The sequence below is a fragment of the Caulobacter sp. GW821-FHT10A06 genome (assembly GCF_059415805.1).
The window spans coordinates 472,074-491,894 of the sequence record NZ_JBWKNY010000003.1 but is presented as its reverse complement, the minus strand read 5'-3'; the positions used below and the strand labels follow the sequence as shown (position 1 = coordinate 491,894).

The 19,821-nt window shown below is 68.1% G+C and carries 13 protein-coding genes and 1 pseudogene; 9 read left to right on the top strand and 5 right to left on the bottom strand.

The genetic code is table 11. From position 1 onward, the window contains the following. Positions 1–41: 41 nt before the first annotated feature. The gene (locus AC07NF_RS10025) at positions 42–4,064 is read left to right on the top strand and encodes an ice nucleation protein (protein ID WP_494631937.1); all 4,023 of its coding nucleotides are present in this window, start codon (positions 42–44) and stop codon (positions 4,062–4,064) included. 118 nt (positions 4,065–4,182) lie between these two features. Next, on the top strand, positions 4,183–6,654 hold the full coding sequence (locus AC07NF_RS10020) for a TonB-dependent receptor (RefSeq protein ID WP_494631938.1): 2,472 nt from the start codon (positions 4,183–4,185) through the stop codon (positions 6,652–6,654). Positions 6,655–6,657: 3 nt separating this feature from the next. On the opposite strand, the pseudogene AC07NF_RS10015 reads toward AC07NF_RS10020, so the two are convergent. From AC07NF_RS10015 to efp, 3 genes and pseudogenes are all read right to left on the bottom strand, one after another. Further along, positions 6,658–6,785 (bottom strand): annotated as a pseudogene (locus AC07NF_RS10015) (hypothetical protein). Positions 6,786–6,840: 55 nt separating this feature from the next. Then, positions 6,841–7,263 (bottom strand): PH domain-containing protein, encoded by a 423-nt coding sequence (locus AC07NF_RS10010; protein WP_492814281.1) that lies wholly within the window; start codon positions 7,261–7,263, stop codon positions 6,841–6,843. A gap of 174 nt (positions 7,264–7,437) precedes the next feature. Next, positions 7,438–8,004 carry an elongation factor P gene (gene efp, locus AC07NF_RS10005; RefSeq protein WP_492815256.1) on the bottom strand — a complete coding sequence of 189 codons (567 nt, stop codon included), beginning with the start codon at positions 8,002–8,004 and terminating at the stop codon, positions 7,438–7,440. Positions 8,005–8,124: 120 nt separating this feature from the next. Here efp and epmA point away from each other — a divergent pair, with 120 nt between their 5' ends. The 7 genes from epmA to AC07NF_RS09970 all read left to right on the top strand — a co-directional run bounded on the left by epmA (position 8,125) and on the right by AC07NF_RS09970 (position 17,484). After that, entirely contained in the window at positions 8,125–9,171 is a 1,047-nt protein-coding gene (gene epmA, locus AC07NF_RS10000) for an EF-P lysine aminoacylase EpmA (RefSeq protein ID WP_494631940.1), read from the top strand. A 207-nt stretch (positions 9,172–9,378) separates the two neighbouring features. Then, positions 9,379–12,825 (top strand): response regulator, encoded by a 3,447-nt coding sequence (locus tag AC07NF_RS09995; protein ID WP_494631941.1) that lies wholly within the window; start codon positions 9,379–9,381, stop codon positions 12,823–12,825. A gap of 5 nt (positions 12,826–12,830) precedes the next feature. Beyond that, the gene (locus tag AC07NF_RS09990; protein WP_492814275.1) at positions 12,831–13,655 is read left to right on the top strand and encodes a CheR family methyltransferase; all 825 of its coding nucleotides are present in this window, start codon (positions 12,831–12,833) and stop codon (positions 13,653–13,655) included. Further along, positions 13,652–14,230, top strand: a complete 579-nt coding sequence (locus tag AC07NF_RS09985) for a chemotaxis protein CheB (RefSeq protein WP_494631942.1) — start codon at positions 13,652–13,654, stop codon at positions 14,228–14,230. Before AC07NF_RS09990 ends, AC07NF_RS09985 begins: the two co-directional genes overlap by 4 nt. Further along, positions 14,227–15,375, top strand: coding sequence for a hybrid sensor histidine kinase/response regulator (locus tag AC07NF_RS09980; RefSeq protein ID WP_492814271.1), 1,149 nt, complete (start codon positions 14,227–14,229; stop codon positions 15,373–15,375). Before AC07NF_RS09985 ends, AC07NF_RS09980 begins: the two co-directional genes overlap by 4 nt. Before the next feature lie 40 nt (positions 15,376–15,415). Continuing rightward, positions 15,416–16,462, top strand: a complete 1,047-nt coding sequence (locus AC07NF_RS09975) for a lysine-2,3-aminomutase-like protein (protein ID WP_494631943.1) — start codon at positions 15,416–15,418, stop codon at positions 16,460–16,462. A gap of 143 nt (positions 16,463–16,605) precedes the next feature. After that, on the top strand, positions 16,606–17,484 hold the full coding sequence (locus tag AC07NF_RS09970; RefSeq protein ID WP_494631944.1) for a 3-hydroxybutyryl-CoA dehydrogenase: 879 nt from the start codon (positions 16,606–16,608) through the stop codon (positions 17,482–17,484). Between the two features lie 78 nt (positions 17,485–17,562). Here the strand turns inward: AC07NF_RS09970 and feoB are convergent, their stop codons facing one another. Both feoB and AC07NF_RS09960 read right to left on the bottom strand, forming a co-directional pair. Further along, positions 17,563–19,467: a ferrous iron transporter B gene (gene feoB, locus AC07NF_RS09965; protein ID WP_494631945.1), complete on the bottom strand. Its 1,905-nt coding sequence runs from the start codon at positions 19,465–19,467 to the stop codon at positions 17,563–17,565. A gap of 4 nt (positions 19,468–19,471) precedes the next feature. Further along, on the bottom strand, positions 19,472–19,795 hold the full coding sequence (locus AC07NF_RS09960; protein ID WP_492814264.1) for a FeoA family protein: 324 nt from the start codon (positions 19,793–19,795) through the stop codon (positions 19,472–19,474). Positions 19,796–19,821: the final 26 nt, after the last annotated feature.

The window sequence follows — 19,821 nt, the reverse complement described above, 5'->3', positions numbered from 1 at the left end:
TCGAAGAGGATCGCGCGGCGGCTTTCGAGTTCGGTGCGCGCATGGTTGCCATCAATTCCGATACGCCGGCCCTCTCCACCCTGACGGCCGCCAAGATCGCGACGCTGACGGCCGCCGAGCTGGCCGACGCCCCGCCTTCGGAATTCGCCAAGCTGACCCGCGCCCAGGTGTCGGCCATCTCGGCCACCGCGATCGGCGGCCTGACCGCCGAGCAGTTCGCCAAGTTCAATCAGAACCAGCTGCCCGGCCTGACCGCCACCCAGCTGCCGCGCCTGTCGAACGCGATCAGCTTCAGCCCCTCCCAGCTGGGACTGCTGAACCAGGCCCAGGTGCAGTCGCTGTCGACGACCCAAATGGCGGCGCTCAGCACCCAGACGCTGGACGCCATGGCCACGACCCAGGTGTCGGCCCTGAGCGCGACCAGCTTCTCGGCCCTGAATCAGACCCAGGTGCAGAGCCTGAGCCTGGCCCAGGTCCGCGCCCTGTCGCCGTCGCAGCTGCGCGCCCTGCCGCTGAGCGACCTGGCCGAGTTCACGTCCGAGCAGATCAGCGGCCTGACGCCCTCCCAGGTCGCCGCCTTGAGCCAGACCCAGGTCCAGACCCTGACGCCGGATCAGCTGCGCGCCCTGTCCGCGACGCAGTTCGCCAGCCTGAGCGTTCCGATCCTGCGCACCCTCAGCGCCGAGGACATCGCCCTGACCACGCCGGAGCAGTGGTCGAAGGTCACCAACCTGCAGCTGTCGGCGCTGAACAGCGACCAGCTGAAGGCCCTGGCCGGCAGCCGCTCGGCCAGCCTGCAACCGACCCAGATCCGCGCGCTGTCGGCCACCGAGCTGGGCAAGGCCGGCTCGGTTTTCCTGGATGCGCTGACGCCGACCCAGCTGTCGGGCCTGGCCAACAACCAGACCGCCGCCCTGTCGATCACGGCGGTTACCGGCCTCAGCCCCGAACAGCTGGCCGCCCTGACGCCCGGCGCCATCGGCGGCCTGCCGCCCACCGGTTTCGCGGCGCTGGACGCCACCCAGGTCAGCGCGCTCAGCGCCGCCCAGATCGCCACCCTGCGTCCCGAGCAGCTGAGGATGCTGGACGGCGACGACCTCAACGAGTTCACCCGCGCCCAGCTGAAGGCCTTCACGGCCGCCCAGCTGGCCACGCTGGCGCCCGAGCGCCTGGCGGCCCTGTCGGACGAGCAGTTCGCGGCCTTCAGCCCCACCCAGCTCAAGAACCTGACGGCGCTGCAGCTGAAGGCGCTGTCGACCACCGACATCGCGGCCATGACGCCGGAGCAGACCACGGCATTCAACGCCGGCCAGATCGGCGCCCTGACCGGGCCCCAGCTGGCGGCGCTGCGCGGGGTGGCCGAACTGACCCGCACCCAGTGGACGGGCGTGACGGCCGCCCAGCTGAAGACCCTCTCGGCCACCGACGTGGCGCGCCTCAGCCTGACCGAGCTGAGCGGCATCGCCCCGGCCCAGATCAACGGCTTTACGCCCGAGGCGCTGTCGGCCCTGAGCGAGAGCCAGTCGCTCAAGCTGACGACCCAGCAGATCAAGGCCCTGACGACGACGCAGCTGAAGGGCCTGACGGACACCGACGTCGCCCAGCTGGGCGTCGCGCAGCTGGGCGCCCTGGACGGGACCCAGATCGCGGTGATGATCCCGCACCTGTCGACCACCGCGGTCGGCAAGCTGAGCGGGACGCAGATCGGTCGCATGCCGGTGGGCGCCCTGTCCTCGCTCTCCGAGACGCAGATCGCCGCCCTGACGTCGGTGCAGATGCGCAGCCTGACGAACGAGCACATGGCCAACCTGCCCTCGACCATGGTCGAGGCGCTGAGCGCCACCCAGGTCGGCGCGCTGTATCCCAGCCAGATCGCGGCCCTGTCGACCACCACCCTGAACCAGCTGGCCGACGAGAGCCTGGACCAGCTGAGCATCGCCCAGCTCCGCGCCCTGACGGCGACCCAGATCAAGAGCTTCTCGACCACCACCTTCGGCCTGCTCTCGACCACCCAGGTCTCGGCCCTGACCACCGCTCAGGTGGGCGCGCTGTCGCCGACCCTGATCGCCGATCTCGACGCCACCCAGTGGGCCAGCCTGGCCCCCACCCAGGTCCAGGGCCTGTCGGCCGTCCAGATCGGCGGCCTGGACGGCGACGACCTGGACCATCTCAGCACCGCGCAGTGGCAGGCCCTGCGCTCGACCCAGATCGCCGGCCTGTCGATCACCGCCGTGACCGGGCTGGAGCCCGAGCGCCTGGCCCTGCTGTCATCCACCCAGCTGTCGGGCCTGTCGCCCACCACCTTCCAGGCCCTGGACGCCGACCACATCGGCGCGCTCAGCACCCAGCAGATCCGGGGCCTGACCTCCAGCCAGCTGGCCGGGCTGACGCCCAACGACATGGCCGAGTTCAGCGCCACCCAGATCGGCGCGATCGGACCGACCCAGCTGGCCGCCCTGCCCGCCACCGACGTCGCGGCCCTGAGCGCCACCCAGCTGAGCGCGCTGAGCACCACCCAGGTCAAGGCCCTGGTCGCCGCCCAGATCACCGCCCTGCGCCCCACCCAGATGGAAGGCCTGTCGGCCGCCCAGCTGGCGGCGCTGAGCTCGGCCCAGCTGAGCGCCCTGGCCGCCGACGTCCTGCCGGCGATGAGCGCCACCCAGGTGGCCGGCCTGACCTCGGGCCAATTGGCCGGCCTGTCGGCGACCCAGGCCGGGACGCTGACCGCGACCCAGCTGATGGCTCTGGCCACGACCCAGGTCGGCGGCCTGAACGCCACCTTCCTGTCGTCGCTATCGGCCACCGCCCTGTCGGCCCTGACCACGACCCAGGTCGCGCGCCTGTCGTCCACCCAGGTCCAAAGCCTGAGCACGACCCAGGTCGGCAGCCTATCCAGCACGGACTTCGGCGAGCTGTCGGCCACCCAGGTCGGCTATCTGACCGCCTCGCAGCTGGGCGCCCTGTCGGGCACGAACCTGGGCAGCCTGTCGACCACCGCCATCGCCAGCCTGTCAGCGACCCAGTTCGCCGGCCTGTCGCCGACCCAGCTGTCGGGCCTGTCCGACAGCCTGATCCGCGGCCGCCTGGGCCAGCTCAGCGCCACCCAGATGGCGGGCCTGTCGACCACCCTGATCGGCAGCCTGAACACCACCGAGTTCGCGGCCCTGAGCCCCAGCCAGATCGGCGCCCTGTCGTCCTCGGCCTTCGCGGCCCTGGGGACCTCGCGCCTGTCCAGCATGACCACCACCCAGGTCGGCGGCCTGTCGACCACTCAGGTAGCCGGCCTGGACGCCTCCAGCTTCGGCCTGCTGTCGTCCAGCCAGGTGGCGGTGCTGTCCTCGGCCCAGATCGGCGCGGTGCGCGGCGAGATCCTGTCGGCCCTGAACGCCACGGAGTTCGCGCGCCTGACCACCAGCCAGATCCGCGGCCTGACGGCGACCCAGATCGAGGGCTTCACCGCCGAGGACATCGGCGACTTCACCGTCAGCCAGGTCGGGGCCCTGGGCGCGGCGCAGCTGGAAGGCTTCTCGGCCGCCGACATCTCGGCCTTCACCGTGACCCAGGTCGCCGCCCTGTCGGCCGCCCAGATCCAGTCCCTGACGCCGATCCAGGTGCGTGGCCTGTCGGCGACCGACATGGGCGAGTTCAACAAGACCCAGCTGGGCGCCATCAGCGCCGGCCAGATCAGCGCCCTGTCGATGACGGCGCTGAACGGCATGAGCGCGGACTATTTCGGCAGTCTCTCGGCGACCCAGGTGCGGGGCTTCTCGGGCGAGCAGCTGACGGCCTTCGGGGCCGACGGCCTGGCGCGGCTGTCGGGCGCCCAGCTGGGAGCCCTGACCACCACCCAGATCGGCCAGATTCCCACCGTGGCGGTCCAGAGCCTGAGCGCCACCCAGATCGGCCAGCTGATGCCCACCCAGATCCCGGGCTTCACCAGCCAGCAGATCGCCGCCTTCTCGCCCGGCCAGCTCAGCGGCCTGTCGCGCGCCCAGGTCAACAAGCTGACCTCGTCGCAGCTGGACGCCATGTCGAGGGCTCAGCTGGAGGCTATCGGGCTCTAGCACCTGTGTCTTCGGCGCCACCGTAACGCGAGCGTCGTGTTTCTGTCGCGGCTCCGTCTTGGGGCGTCCCTATCCCCGCCTTCGGGAATTCGCATTTGCGAAGAGGGATGGGCACAAGATGCAATTCGACAAGAAGACCAGCCGGCAAGCCGCGCTGTGGTGCAGCGCCGCGCTGCTGGCGCTGATGGGCGCCAGCGCTCACGCCGCCGAGACCGCCGCCGCGACGCCGGCCGCCGCTGAAACCGATTCGACCAGCGTCGAGCAGGTCATCATCACCAGCCAGCGCGAGACGCGCTCGGCGGTGACCATGCAGTCGTCGCAGATCCAGTCGGTCCTGCCCGGCGCCAGCCCGCTGAAGGCCATCCAGTTCCTGCCGGGCGTCGTCTATCGGACCGCCGATCCGTGGGGCAACAACGAGCAGAACCTGTCGCTGTTCGTCCACGGCTTCTCGACCCAGCAGCTGGGCTTCACCATGGACGGCGTGCCGCTGGGCGACCAGCAGTACGGCAACTACAACGGCCTGTCGGTGTCGCGCGCCGTCACCTCGGAAAACGTCTCGCGCGTGACCCTGTCCTCGGGCGCCGGCTCGCTGGGCGTGGCCTCGACCAGCAACCTGGGCGGCGCCATCGAGACCTTCAGCCGTGATCCGTCGGCCGAGCGTGGCCTGAACATCCGCCAGACCGTCGGCAGCAACGAGACCAGCCGCACCTTCGTGCGCCTCGACAGCGGCGACATGGGCAATGGCTTCAAGGGCTATGTCTCGTACCTGCGCCAGGACGCCAAGGCCTGGGACTTCGACGGTCACCAGCGCGGTCACCAGGTGAACCTGAAGCTAGTCAAGGAAGCCGACAAGGGCGTGCTGACCTTCTACGCCGACTGGCAGATGAAGGTGGAGCCGAACGAAGACGCCACCGCCATGGGCAACCAGCAGACCGCCGCGGCGGCAGGCTTCACGCCCTATAGCCGTCCGTTCCTGTATCCGAACCTGGCGGCCTGCACGAGCACGCTGACCGGCGGTCCGGGCACCCCGAACCCGGCCCAGGGCAACAACTTCTCGAACTGCTTCAGCGCCGCCCAGCGCGAGGACATCCTCTCGTACCTCAAGTACGAGTGGAAGCCGGTCGAGGGCTTCACCTGGACCAACCAGATCTACCACCACTACAACTTCGGCCGCGGCATCGTGGCGGGCCCGGTCAACACCGCCGGCCTGCCGGCCCTGTTCGCCACCTACTATCCGAACCTGGTGGTCGGCGGCTCGGCGACCAGCCCGGGCACCCTGGCCAACATCGTCGCGCTGATGGGCGGCACGGGCAACGCGGTGCGCACCACCGAGTACCGCATCAACCGCACGGGCCTGATCTCGACGGCCGAGTGGACGCTGGGCGACCATCAGATCAAGGGCGGCGTCTGGTTCGAGCACAACGAACCGGCCCAGCAGCGCGCCTGGTATCCGATGACCAAGGAGAACAACGACCTGTCGCCGTACGACGTGCCGCGCGGCAAGAAGGCCCTGACCCAGTACGCGGCCGAGTTCTTCACTAACGACATCCAGCTGCACCTGCAGGACCAGTGGCGCGTGATGCCGAACCTGCTGCTGCAAGCCGGCTTCAAGTCCAGCCTGCAGGACGCCACCGGCAAGTTCCCGGTCAACCAGGTCAACCTGCCGACCGTGGCCGTGCCGGTGCGTTATCCGACCGGCTCGATCACCTCCAACAAGTGGTTCCTGCCGCAGGCGGGCCTGCTGTGGGACGCCACCGAGAACGAGCAGGTGTTTGTCAACGTCCAGCAGAACATGCGCCAGTTCATCCCGTACGGCGCCGGCAGCGGCTTCTACGGCTTCTCGGCCTGGAGCCTGGGCACGCAGGCGGCGTTCGAGCTGTTCAAGACGACCGTGAAGCCCGAGACCTCGTGGACCTATGAGGTCGGCCTGCGCACGCGTCACGACGTGGCCTGGGGCCCGATCACCGGCGTCGACGGCCAGATCAACGCCTACAATGTGAAGTTCAGCAACCGCCTGCTGAACATCGCGCCCTACAACTTCATCAACCCGGCGCCGGCCATCTTGGCCAATGTCGGCGACGTGACCACCAAGGGCGTCGACATCGCCGGCACGCTGAAGTTCGGCGAGCACTTCCAGCTCTACAACGCGCTGTCCTACAACGAGTCCAAGTACGACCAGGACTACCAGTCGGGCACCACCCTGGTCGGCGGCGTCTCGACCCCGGTCACCGTGGCCACCGGCGGCAAGTACGTGCCGCTGATGCCCAAGTGGATGAACAAGACCATCGCCCGCTTCAACTACGGCGCCTTCGACGCCCAGATCAGCGGCGACTATGTCGGCAAGCGTTTCGTGACCTACCTGAACGACCTGTCCGTCAAGTCGATGATGCTGGTCGACCTGCAGGCCGGCTACACCTTCGACATGAGCGACAAGGGCTTCGTGAAGGGCCTGCGCCTCAGCGCCAACGTCACCAACCTGTTCGACAAGAAGGGCGTCTCGACGGCCGGCGTCACCAGCAACACGGGCGGCTACACGGCCTTCCCGCAAGCCCCGCGCATGGGCTTCGTGACGGTGTCGGCGGACTTCTAGGACCTACCTACCCGTGTCATCCCGGACGACCTCGAAGAGGTCGATCCGGGACCCAGGGGCCGGCGCACTGCGGTTGCCCCTGGGTCCCGGCTCTCCGCTTCGCTGCGGCCGGGATGACACGATTTGAGCAAACAAAAAGGCCCGGCGGTTTCCCGCCGGGCCTTCGTTGTTTCGATCGGCGCGAAGCTACTTGGCTTCGGCGGCCTCGATGGCTTCCTCGATCGCGCGCTTGAAATCCAGCGGCTGGGCGACCGGGCCGAACGGCGAGGCCGAGACGCCCGTGCCGCGCACGACGATGCGGCCGTAGTTCAGCATCCGGCCCAGGATGCCCTGGTTGACGATGATGGTGTCGACCTTGTTCAGGCGCTGCTCGATCGTGGTGCGGTTGATAAAGCCGAACTTGGCGATCAGGCGCTTGTTGGTGACGGCGAAATCCGAATTCAATTGATACATCAGCGCAAAGATGAACCAAACGAAAGTAACCGGAAGCAGAACACCGAAGCTAACGATGGTCCAAAATGCCGGCCAAATATAGATGCCCCAATGAACCTTGGCATCGAACAGAATCTTCTCATCACCCGTGATAACTTGGTCAATATAACGCGCCACGCGCTCACCCCCTAAGAAAACAACCCATCGCACTCATATTAGAGCGTCCACCGATGTCAACCCGAGATAGGCCCAGAGCGGGCCCCAGGTCGTCAGGATTGAGGCGCGTGTCCAGCCAAGAAAAAGGCCCGGCAGTTTCCCGCCGGGCCTTCGTCTTTCAGAACACTTGAGACCTTAGTCCTTGGCGCGTTCCTGGTAGCTGTTGTCTTCCGTCAGGATGATCACCCGGGTGCCGACGGTGATGTACGGCGGGACGGTGGTCTTGACGCCGTTGCTGAGGACGGCCGGCTTGTACGACGAGCTGGCGGTCTGGCCCTTCACCGACGGTTCGGTGTCGACGATTTCCAGGACCACGGTGCGCGGCAGTTCGATGGCGATCGGCACGTCGTTGTGCGTCGACAGCTGCACCGTCATGTTCTCTTGCAGGTAGGGCGCGGCGTCGCCGATCACGTCCTCGGTGGCCACGAGCTGGTCGTAGGTTTCCGGGTTCATGAAGTGGAAGCCGTCGCCGTCCTGGTACAGGAAGGTGTGGTTGCGCTGGTCGACGAAGGCGCGCTCGACCTGCTCGGTGGTGCGGTAACGCTCCGAAACCTTCACGCCGTCCGAGATGCGGCGCATGTTCAGTTGGGTCACCGGGGTGCCCTTGCCGGGGTGGATGTTGTCGACCGTCAGGACGACGTAGAGCTTGCCGTCCATGTCGACGACGGCGCCTTTGCGGAGCGAGCTGGCTGCGACCTTCACGTAGTTATCGTCCTTGGAAGAAAGCGCGCGCGAGGCCGCGGGCGCGATCATGCTATTGATCTGTGCCCGCCCTCGTATAGCGATCGGGGCGAAATCTCCAGTCTCTTCGGTTGTTAGCCTTTGTCCGATACTTCCCAGACCTGGTGGCGCAGCGACGTCCACGCCGACCGCCGGCCATTCCTGCTGGCCCGCAACCGCATCAACAAGGCCTTCCGCGCCTGGTTCGAGGCCGAGGGTTTCGAGGAGGTCGAGGCCGCCGCCCTGCAGGTCTCGCCCGGCAACGAGGCGCATCTGCACGCCTTCGCCACGCAAGCCCTGACGATCTCGGGCGAGGCCTCGCCGCTCTATCTGCACACGTCGCCGGAGTTCGCCTGCAAGAAGCTGCTGGCCGCCGGCGAGGAGAAGATCTTCAGCCTGGGCAAGGTGTGGCGCAACCGCGAGCGCGGGCCGCTGCACCATCCCGAGTTCACGATGCTGGAGTGGTACCGCGCCGGGCAGCCCTACCAGACCCTGATGGACGACTGCGCGACCTTGCTGGCCCTGGCGGCCGAGACGGCGGGGACCAAAAGCTTCGACTTCCGGGGCATGAGCTGCGACCCGTTCGCGCGGCCCGAGCGCCTGTCGGTGGCCGAGGCCTTCCAGCGCCACGCCGGCGTCGACCTGCTGGCCAGCGTCGCCGCCGACGGCTCGACCGACCGCGACGCCCTGGCCGCCGCCGCCCGCGCGGCGGGCATCCGGGTGGCCGAGGACGACGGCTGGGCCGACGTCTTCAGCCGCATCATCGTCGAGAAGGTCGAGCCCCGCCTGGGCGAAGGTCGCGCCACGGTGCTGTGCGAGTACCCGATCAGCGAGGCGGCCCTGGCTCGCCCCAAGGACGCCGACCCGCGCGTGGCCGAACGCTTCGAGCTCTATGCCTGCGGGGTCGAGTTGGCCAACGCCTTCGGCGAGCTGACCGACCCGGCCGAGCAGCGCCGCCGCTTCATGATCGAGATGGACGAAAAGGCCCGCATCTACGGCGAGCGATACCCCATCGACGAGGATTTCCTGGCCGCTTTGGAGCACATGCCAGAGGCGTCCGGATCCGCGTTGGGCTTCGACCGGCTGGTGCTGCTGGCTGCCGGCGCGCGGCGGATCGAAGACGTTGTCTGGACGCCTGTCGCGGGCTGAGCATTTTAACAGGGAACGGATCGCCTACGGCGACGTTTACGCCCGCTGGGGCGGCGTATCAGTGGGATACGCCTGAGTGGGGCGTATTTCTCATGTCTTTGGCGTGTAGCGCGATCGGGCCGGCGACGTCGGCTGTCCGACCGTCGGGTCTGGCGAATCCTGGCCCCTATGCCGCCGCGCGCGCCAATCACCGCCGGAAACATACCCATGCCTAACCGGATGAACGCCGCGCTCGCGGCCTCGACGCAGAAGAAATCGTCGTTCCTGGACCCGAAGACCTTCCTGGGCCTGGCCCTGGCGATCGCCTTCTTCGTCGGCAGCGGCATGGTGGCCCACCGCAACACCAACGTCCTGCGCGACGACGCCCGGCAGATCTTCCACTCGCACGAGGTGATCGTGGCGATCGGCGAGCTGCGCTCCAGCGTCCAGGACGCCGAGACCGGCCAGCGCGGCTATCTCCTGACCGGCAACGACCGCTATCTCGAGCCCTACGAGGCCGCGGTGGCCAATGTCGAACGCCAGATCGAGAAGCTGGCGACCCTGACCAGCGACAACGCCGGCCAGCAGGACCGCATCACCAGCCTGCAACGCCATGTGACCGCCAAGCTGGCCGAGCTGAAGAGCACCATCGACGTCCGCCGCGCCCAAGGCCCGGCGGCCGCCCTGGCCATCGTCAATTCCGATCGCGGCAAGGCCGAGATGGACGCCATCCGCGGCGGCCTCACGACGATGCAGCAGGAAGAGGCGCGCCTGCGCCGCGAACGCCTGGCCGAGATGGACGCGGCCTATCAGTCGGCCCTGGTCAGCGGCCTGATGTCGGGCGTGCTGGGCATTGTCCTGACCCTGGTGGTCGGCGTCCTGATCCGCCGCGCCGCCGTCGCCAACGAGCGCCGCCAGTGGCTGGCCTCGGGCCAGGTGGGGCTGGCCTCGGCGATGCTGGGCGACCAGGAGAGCCAGGAGCTGGGCGAGAACATCCTGACCTTCCTGGCTCGGTTCGCCGGCGCCCAGGCCGGGGCGGTGTTCGCCGCCGATGGCGAGCGCTACAGCCGCGTGGCCAGCTACGGCGTGCCGAGCGACGCCCAGATCGTCGAGCGCTTCGGCCTGCGCGAGGGCCTGCTGGGCCAGGTCGCCGCCAGCCGCGAGACCACGGTCCTGGCCGACGTGCCCGAGGGCTACCTGACCATCGGCTCGGCCCTGGGCCGCGACAAGCCGCGCCACCTGATCCTGTTCCCCGCCGTCGCCGAGGACGGCGTCCATGGCGTGGTCGAGCTGGGCTTCCTGAACGCCGTCGACGATCGCGTCCGCGAGTTCCTGAACGAGGCCTCCGAGGCCGTCGGCATCGCCCTGCGCTCGGCCCGCTACCGCGCCGAGCTGCGTGAGCTGCTGGAGAAGACACAGGCGCAAGCCGAAGAGCTGCAGGTCCAGAGCGAGGAGCTGCGCGTCTCCAACGAGGAGCTGGAGGAGCAGGGCCGCGCCCTGAAGGAATCCCAGGTCCGCCTGGAGCAGCAGCAGGCCGAGCTGGAACAGACCAACAGCCAGCTGGAGGAACAGGCCCAGCTGCTGGAAAGCCAGCGCGATGACCTGGAGCGCACCGGCGCAGCCGTCGAGCTGAAGGCCCGCGAGCTGGAGCAGGCCAGCCGCTACAAGTCCGACTTCCTGGCCAATATGAGCCACGAGCTGCGTACGCCGCTGAACTCGCTGTTGATCCTGTCCAAGCTGCTGGGCGACAACCCGGTCGGCAACCTGTCCGAGGAGCAGGTCCAGCATGCCCGCACGATCCAGTCGTCGGGCAACGACCTGCTAACGCTGATCAATGACATTCTCGATCTGTCCAAGATCGAGGCCGGCCACCTGGAGATCCGGCCCGAGACCATGTCGCTGAAACGCCTGGGCACTGACCTGCGCCAGCTGTTTGCTCCCCTCGCCGCCGAGCGGAAGCTGGATTTCGCGATCAACGTCGCCGAAGACGTCCCGGCCTCGATGGTCAGCGACCGCCTGCGCCTGGAACAGGTGCTGAAGAACCTGCTGTCGAACGCCTTCAAGTTCACCGAGAAGGGCGGCGTGACGCTGGAGATCGCTCGCGAAGGCGACGACCGCCTGGCCTTGTCGGTGACCGACACCGGCATCGGCATCGCCGAGGAGCAGCAAGCGGCCATCTTCGAAGCCTTCCGCCAGGCCGACGGCACGATCAGCCGCAAGTACGGCGGTACGGGCCTGGGGCTATCGATCAGCCGCGAGCTGGCCCGCCTGCTGGGCGCGACGCTCAGCCTGACCAGCGTGCACGGCAAGGGCAGCCGCTTCACCCTGTCGATGCCGCTGGACTACGATCCGGCCCTGGTGCCGCAGCGCGCCGAACCCGCCCCCCTGCCCGCCGCCGCCGCTCCGACCAAGAAGGCGACCGAGGAGCGCCGCTACGTCCCGACCGGCCCGCGCGTCGACGACGACCGCGAGATCCTGTCCGGTGGCCAGCGCATCCTGCTGGTGGTCGAGGATGACTCGAGCTTCGCCGGCATCCTGCGCGACATCGCGCGCGAGGCGGGCTTCCAGTGCCTGGTCGCGGCCTCGGCCGAGGAGGCCCTGGTCCTGGCCCGCAAGCATCGCCCCAGCGCCATCGTGCTGGACGTCGGCCTGCCCGACCAGTCGGGCCTGGCGGTGCTGGAACGCCTGAAGCGCGACGTCGACACCCGCCACATCCCGGTCCACGTCGTCTCGGCCGCCGACCACACCCAGACGGCCCTGTCGCTGGGCGCCATCGGCTACCTAGTCAAGCCCGTGAAGCGCGAGGCGCTGACCAACGCGCTGGACGCCCTGACCTCGCGCCTGTCGGCCTCGTCGCGCCGCGTGCTGATCGTCGAGGACGACAAGGTCCAGCGCGAGGCGGTCGGCAAGCTCTTGTCCTCCGGCGATGTCGAGACCGTCGGCGTGGCCACTGCCGCCGAGTGCCTGGAGCGGCTGAAGACCGAGACCTTCGACTGCATGGTCCTGGATTTGAACCTGCCCGACGCCTCCGGTTTCAGCCTGCTGGAAACCTTGAGCCACGAGGGCGGCTACGCCTTCCCGCCGGTCATCGTCTATACCGGCCACGACCTGTCCCAGGCCGACGAGCAGCGCCTGCGCCGCTATTCGGACTCGATCATCGTCAAGGGCGCGCGTTCACCAGAACGTTTGCTGGATGAAGTCTCGCTGTTCCTGCACCAGGTGGTCACCGACCTGCCGCCCGAGCAGCAGTCGATGATCAAGAAGGCCCACAACCGCGACGCCGCCCTGGAGGGCCGCCGGATCCTGGTGGTCGAGGACGACGTCCGCAACGTCTACTCCATCACCAACATCCTGGAGCCGCGCGGCGCGCTGATCGAGATCGCCCGCAACGGCAAGGAAGCCATCGAGGCGCTGGAGAAATCGGCCAAGGACGAAGGCGCGGCCATCGATCTTGTTTTGATGGACGTGATGATGCCGGTGATGGACGGCCTGACCGCCACCGCCGAGATCCGCAAGGACAACCGCTTCAAGAAGCTGCCGATCATCACCCTGACCGCCAAGGCCATGCCCGACGACCAGGCCCGCTGCATCGAGGCCGGGGCCAATGACTACATGGCCAAGCCCTTGGACGTGGATCAGCTGCTGTCGCTCGTTCGTGTCTGGATGCCCCGCTGACCGCCATGCGTGACGACGTCGAGGACATCGAGATCAGGCTGCTGCTGGAGGCGCTGTACCAGCGCTACCACTACGACTTCCGGCGCTACGCCAAGGCGTCGGTCAAGCGGCGCCTGAAGCAGGCCCGCGAGCAGCTGGGCTATGCCAGCTACTCGGCCATGCAGGACGCCCTGCTGCACGATCCGGAGATGCTGGAGCAGCTCCTGGGCTATCTGACCGTGCAGGTCAGCGAGATGTTCCGCGACCCCAGCTACTTCAAGGCGCTGCGCGAGACGGTGCTGCCGCACCTGAAGACCTATCCGTCGCTGAAGGTCTGGGTGGCCGGCTGCAGCGAGGGCGAGGAGCTGTACTCCCTGGCCATCCTGTTCCGCGAGGAGGGGCTGGAAGACCGGACCCTGTTCTACGCCACCGACATCAACCCGGACGCCCTGCAGGCCGCCGCGCGCGGCATCTATCCGATCGATCGCCTGAAGCTGTTCACCGAGAACCACCGCCGCTCGGGCGGCAAGTCCTCGCTGTCGAACTACTACACCACCGGCTATGGCGGGGCGGTGTTCGACAAGACCCTGCGCGAGCGGGTGGTGTTCTCCGACCACAGCCTGGTCACCGACGCGGTGTTCGGCGAGATGCACCTGATCTCGTGCCGCAACGTGCTGATCTATTTCGATCGCGATCTGCAGGACCGGGCCATCGGCCTGTTCCGCGACTCGCTGGCCCGCAAGGGGTTCCTGGGCCTCGGGGCCAAGGAGAGCCTGCGCTTCTCGGCCCATACCGGCGCCTTCGCCGAGTTCGAGCGCGACGAGAAAATCTACCAGAAGCGCGAGCCATGACCGCTTCCCCCATCCAAGCTGTCGTGATCGGGACCTCGGCCGGCGCCGTGCAGGCGCTGTCGGCGATCCTGCCGCCGCTGCCGGCCGACTATCCGCTGCCGGTGATGGTGGTCGTGCACGTGCCGCCCGACCGCCGCAACGCCCTGACCGAGCTCTTCCAGACCCGCTGCGCCATGACCGTGCGCGAGGCCGAAGACAAGGAGCCGCTTCAGCCGGGCGTGATCTATTTCGCGCCGCCGGACTATCACCTGCTGGTCGAGACGCCGGAGCTCTTGGCCCTGTCGACCGACGAGCCCGTCCTGCACTCGCGGCCCTCGATCGACGTTCTGTTCGAGAGCGCCGCCGACGCATTTGGCGAGGGGCTGGTCGGGATCATCCTGACTGGCGCCAATCAGGATGGCGCCGACGGCCTGAAAGCCATAGGCCAGGCCGGCGGCGTGGTCGTGGTCGAGGATCCCGCCAGCGCGGCGGCCTCGGCGATGCCGGAAGCGGCCCTGGCCGCCTGGCCTGAGGCGCGGGTGATGACGCTGGAAGAGATCGGCGTCTATTTGCGGAGTTTGGGGAATAAGCGATGAGCGCTTTGCGGCCTGTCCATTTCCTGCTGGTCGACGACCTGGCCGAGAACCTGGTCTCGCTGGAGGCGCTGCTGCGCCGCGAGGACCTCGTCCTGCTGAAGGCCCGCTCGGGCGAGGAAGCGCTGGAGCTGCTCCTGCGCCACGACGTCGCCCTGGCCCTGCTGGACGTGCAGATGCCCGGCATGGACGGCTTCGAGCTGGCCGAGTTCATGCGCGGGGCCATGCGCACCCGCCATGTGCCGATCATCTTCCTGACCGCCGGCACCGCCGCCGACGCCCAGCGCCGCTTCCGGGGCTATGAGGCCGGGGCCGTCGACTTCATCAACAAGCCGATCGAGCCGGACGTCCTGCGCAGCAAGGCCAACGTCTTTTTCGACCTCTATCGCCAGCGCCAGCAGCTGGAGCGCCAGCGCGACGAGCTGGAGGCCGCCGCCCAGGCCCTGCGCCGCGCCGACCGCCACAAGGACAGTTTCCTGGCCGTGCTGGCCCACGAACTGCGCAACCCGATCGCCGCCCTGGCCGGCGGCCTGCACCTCTTGGGCAAGGACATCCCGGTCGAGCGCTCGACCGACATCCGCGCCCGCATGGACCGGATGCTGTCGCACCTCTCGCACCTGGTCGACGACCTCTTGGACGTCTCGCGGGTCAACGAGGGTAAGATCACGCTAAAGAAGGCGCGGGTCGAGCTGGGCGAGATCCTGACCTCGGCCATCGAGGCTAGCCAGCACCACATGGACCAGGCCGGCCACACGCTGATCACCGACATCGCCACCGGCCCGATCTGGCTGGACGCCGACCACACCCGCCTGGCCCAGGTGATCGGCAACCTGCTCAACAACGCCGCCAAATACACCTCGCCCGGCGGCACGGTGACCCTGTCGGCCCATCGCCGCGACGGGGTGGCCGAGATCCGGGTGTCCGACACCGGCGTCGGCATCCCGGCCGAGCTGCAGGCGGGCATCTTCGAGATCTTCGCCCAGGTGGAGGATCACCTGTCGAAGTCGCAGGGCGGCCTCGGCATCGGCCTGGCCTTGTGCAAGCAGCTGGTCGCCCTGCACGGCGGGACCATCGACGTGGCCAGCGCCGGACTGAACAAGGGCAGCACCTTCACGGTGATCATCCCGCTGGCGCGAGATCCGGGCTGATTTGCCTCCGGGCCTGAAATCCCGCATATCCCCGCGCCTCATGGCTCCCACCGCAAAGACCCTGCGCGACGCCCGGTCCCTGGCCGAGGCTGGACTGGTCCCGCCCGAGCGCCTGCCGGCGCTGGAGGCGGTGGCGGCGCGCTACGCGGTGGCGATCACCCCGGCGATGGCCGAGCTGATCGATCCCACGAACGACGATGACCCGATCGCCCGGCAGTTCATCCCTTCGTCGGAAGAGCTGATCGCCAGCCCCGGCGAGGACGGCGACCCGATCGGCGATGATATCCACAGCCCTGTGGATGGAATCGTGCACCGCTACCCCGACCGGGTGCTGCTGAAGCCGACCCATACCTGCGCGGTCTATTGCCGGTTCTGCTTCCGCCGCGAAATGGTCGGACCCGAGGGGCTGTCGAACCTGACCCCGGCCCAGCTGGACGCGGCCTTCGCCTATATCGCCGGCCGCCCTCAGATCTGGGAGGTCATCGTCACCGGCGGCGACCCGTTCGTGCTGTCGCCCCGGCGCCTGGCCGAGCTGATGGACCGGCTGGAAGCCATCCCGCACGTCAAGATCGTCCGCTTCCACACCCGCGTGCCGGCGGTGGATCCGAGCGCCGTGACCGACGAGTTGGTCGCGGCCCTGAAGCGCACCACCAAGACCGTCTATGTCGCCCTGCACGCCAACCATGTCCGCGAACTGACCCCGGCCGCCCGCGCCGCCTGCGCCCGGATCATCGACGCCGGGATCCCGATGCTGAGCCAGACCGTGCTGCTGAAGGGCGTCAACGACGACCCGGCGGTGCTGGCCGACCTGATGCGGGCCTTCGTCGAGACCCGGATCCGGCCCTACTACCTGCACCACCACGACTACGCGCCCGGCACCGCCCACCTGCGCACCACGATCGCCGAGGGCCAGGCGATCATGAAGGCCCTGCGCGGCACGGTCTCGGGCCTGGCCCAGCCGACCTATGTGCTGGATATCCCCGGCGGCCACGGCAAGGTGCCGGTCGGTCCGAGCTATGTGGAGGGCGGATCGGTCGAGGATCCGAATGGGACCGCTCACCCCTACCCGCCTGCCCCCGAAGCCTAGGCCCGGCAAGGCTTTGCGGCCGCGCTCTCGCTGCATCGCAGCAAATTCTGGACGAGAGCAGTGTTTCTCGTGCTAGAAAAGTCGGCATATCCGAGGATCCGGTCGCGTCAGTCGACGCGAATTCAAGCGAAGGCTTGGCTTTTATGAGTGAAATCAAATCGGTCGGCATTATCGGCGCCGGCCAGATGGGGTCGGGCATCGCGCATGTCGTCGCCCTGGGCGGCTACGACGTGTGGCTTCATGACGTCTCGCGCGAGCGGATCGACGCCGGCCTGGCCTTGATCGAGAAGAACCTGGCCCGCCAGGTCGGTCGCGGCATCATCGACGATGACGCGATGAAGACGGCCCTGGCCCGCATCAAGCCGGCCGAAGGCCTGGAGGCGATCGGCGCCACGGACCTGGCCATCGAGGCGGCGACCGAGAACGAGGAGATCAAGAAGTCGATCTTCCGCAGCCTGCAGCCGCACCTGACGCCGACCACGATCCTGGCCTCGAACACCTCGTCGATCTCGATCACGCGCCTGGCCTCGGCCACGGACCGCCCCGAGCGCTTCATCGGCCTGCACTTCATGAACCCCGTGCCGCTCATGAAGCTGGTGGAGATCATCCGCGGCATCGCCACGGACGTCCCGACCTACGAGCGCGCCGTGTCCTTCGCCCAGTCGCTGGGCAAGATCACGTCCAACGCCGAAGACTTCCCCGCCTTCATCGTCAACCGCGTGCTGGTGCCGATGATCAACGAGGCGATCTACACGCTGTACGAAGGGGTCGGCACGGTCGACGCCATCGACACGGCGATGAAGCTGGGCGCCAACCATCCGATGGGCCCGCTGGAGCTGGGTGACTTCATCGGCCTGGACACCGTGCTGAGCATCATGAACGTGCTCTACGAAGGCCTGGCCGACAGCAAGTACCGCCCCTGTCCGCTGCTGGTGAAGTATGTCGAGGCCGGCTGGCTGGGCAAGAAGACCGGCCGCGGCTTCTACGACTATCGCGGCGAGGTTCCGGTCCCGACGCGGTAACGGCGTCTTCCGCATCCGATACGACAAAGCCCGCTCCGGTCTCCCGGAGCGGGCTTTTTCTTTGGAGCTCGAAGGCCCTTACCCCGCCCCCATCGCCACCGCGATGTGATAGGTCGCGAACGAGGCCAGGTAGGCCAGACCGGTCATGTACAGGAACATCACGGTCGGCCAGGTCCAGCCGTTGGTCTCGCGCTTGACCACGCCCAGGGTCGCCGCGCACTGGGGCGCGAAGATGTACCAGGACAGGAACGACAGGGCCGTCGCCAGCGACCACTTGCCGGCCAGCAGCACGCCCAGCTTGGTCCCGGCGTCGTCGTCGCCGCCGACCGCATAGACCGTGCCCAGCGCCGCCACCGCGACCTCACGGGCCGCGAAGCCCGGGATCAGGGCGATCGTCATCTGCCAGTTGAAGCCGATCGGGGCCATGACCGGCGCGATCAGGTGGCCGATCCGGCCGGCGAAGCTGTAGTCGATGGCCGGCCCCGTCGCGCCTTCCGGCGGATAGGGGAAGGTCGACAGCACCCAGACCAGCACCATCAGCGGCAGGATGATGCGGCCGGCGCGGTTCAGGAAGATCTGGGCGCGGGTCCACAGGTTCAGCAGGACGTTGCGCGGCTCGGGCCAGCGATAGGTCGGCAGCTCCATCATGAAGGGCTCGACCGCGCCGCGCCAGAACACGCTGCGGATGACGAACGACACGGCCAGCGCGCTGACGATACCGCCGGCATAGAGGCCGAACATCACCAGGCCCTGCAGCGACAGGAAGCCCCAGACGGTCTGGTTCGGGATGAAGGCGCTGATGATCAGGGTGTAGACCGGGATCCGCGCCGAGCAGGTCATCAGCGGGGCGACCAGGATGGTGGTCAGGCGGTCGTGCTTGTTGTCGATCACCCGCGTCGACATGATCCCGGGGATGGCGCAGGCGAAGCTGCTGAGCAGCGGGATGAACGCCCGCCCGTGCAGGCCGGCGCCGCCCATGATCTTGTCCATCAGGAAGGCCGCGCGGGCCATGTAGCCGCTGTCTTCCAAGAGCAGGATGAAGAAGAACAGGATCAGGATCTGCGGCAGGAACACCAGCACGCTGCCGACGCCGGCGATCAGGCCGTCGGCGATGAAGCTGGCCAGCAGGCCGTGCGGCAAGGTCTCGCCCACCCAGCCGGCCAGGCTGGCGAAGGCGCCGTCGATGGCGTCGGCCGGCACCGTGGCCCAGGTGAACACCGCCTGGAACATCACGAACAGCAAGGTGAACAGGATGGCCAGGCCGGCGATCGGGTGCAGCAGCACGTCGTCGACCTTGCCGGTGACCGTGTCGGGCCGCTCGGGCGGCTTCACGCAGGCCTTGAAGATGCGTTGGGCCTCGGCGTGGGCCGAGCGGATCTCGCCGGCGGTCGGCTCGTGCCAGACGTTCTCGGCCTCGACGGCGCGAGCGTCGACGATGGCCTCGACCTTTTCCAGCAGCTCGGGCAGGCCGCGCTTGCGGGTCGCCACCGTGGTGACGATCGGCGCGCCGATCTCCTTGGACAGCTGCTCCAGGTCGATGCGCAGGCCCTGGCGCTGGGCGATGTCGAACATGTTGAGCGCCAGCACGAACGGGCGGCCCACCTGCTTCAGTTCGAGAACCAGGCGCAGCACCATGCGCAGGTTGGTGGCGTCGGCCACGCAGACCAGGCAGGCGGGCGCGGTCTCGCCTTCCAGCTTGCCCAGCACCGCGTCGCGGGTGACGACCTCGTCCGGGCTGCGGGCGCGCAAGGAATAGGTGCCGGGCAGGTCCAGCACGCGCAGCGCGCGGCCAGAAGCCGTGGTCAGCGAGCCTTCCTTCCGCTCGACCGTGACGCCGGCATAGTTGGCGACCTTCTGGCGGCTGCCGGTCAGGGCGTTGAACAGCGCGGTCTTGCCGGAGTTGGGATTGCCGACCAGGGCGATCCGAGTGGTGGTGTTCTGAGCGGGGGTGTCGGAAACGTCGACAGCGGTATCGAGCGCCAAGGTCTTAACGTCCGTCGAATTTCACGGAGACCGCGCCGGCCTCGCGGCGACGCAAAGCCACCCGGGTGTCGTCCACGCGCACGGCGATCGGGTCGCGGCCGAACAGGCCCTCGTGCAGCACCTCGATCGTCGCGCCCTCCACGAAACCCATCTCCAGCAGGCGACGCTCCAGCTCCTCGGCGGCGACGGCCTCGGCCGCGCCCGAGACGCCGGTCACGCGGGCGATCACGCCACGGTCGCCGCGCCGGGCCGAGGCCAGCGGACGCAGACCGCCGGGATCGCTCTCGGCCGGGTTGAATTCAGAGGACAACGCGTACGCTTCGGACATAATGGCTCCGATTAGATTGCGAACGA

What these genes read in the sequence shown, in the direction of transcription:
- AC07NF_RS10025 (WP_494631937.1), top strand. Translation starts at nt 42, where the DNA reads ATGGTTGCCATCAATTCCGATACGCCGGCCCTCTCCACCCTGACGGCC.
- AC07NF_RS10020 (WP_494631938.1), top strand. Translation starts at nt 4,183, where the DNA reads ATGCAATTCGACAAGAAGACCAGCCGGCAAGCCGCGCTGTGGTGCAGC.
- AC07NF_RS09995 (WP_494631941.1), top strand. Translation starts at nt 9,379, where the DNA reads ATGCCTAACCGGATGAACGCCGCGCTCGCGGCCTCGACGCAGAAGAAA.
- AC07NF_RS09990 (WP_492814275.1), top strand. Translation starts at nt 12,831, where the DNA reads ATGCGTGACGACGTCGAGGACATCGAGATCAGGCTGCTGCTGGAGGCG.
- AC07NF_RS09985 (WP_494631942.1), top strand. Translation starts at nt 13,652, where the DNA reads ATGACCGCTTCCCCCATCCAAGCTGTCGTGATCGGGACCTCGGCCGGC.
- AC07NF_RS09980 (WP_492814271.1), top strand. Translation starts at nt 14,227, where the DNA reads ATGAGCGCTTTGCGGCCTGTCCATTTCCTGCTGGTCGACGACCTGGCC.
- AC07NF_RS09975 (WP_494631943.1), top strand. Translation starts at nt 15,416, where the DNA reads ATGGCTCCCACCGCAAAGACCCTGCGCGACGCCCGGTCCCTGGCCGAG.
- AC07NF_RS09970 (WP_494631944.1), top strand. Translation starts at nt 16,606, where the DNA reads ATGAGTGAAATCAAATCGGTCGGCATTATCGGCGCCGGCCAGATGGGG.
- AC07NF_RS09960 (WP_492814264.1), bottom strand. Translation starts at nt 19,795, where the DNA reads ATGTCCGAAGCGTACGCGTTGTCCTCTGAATTCAACCCGGCCGAGAGC.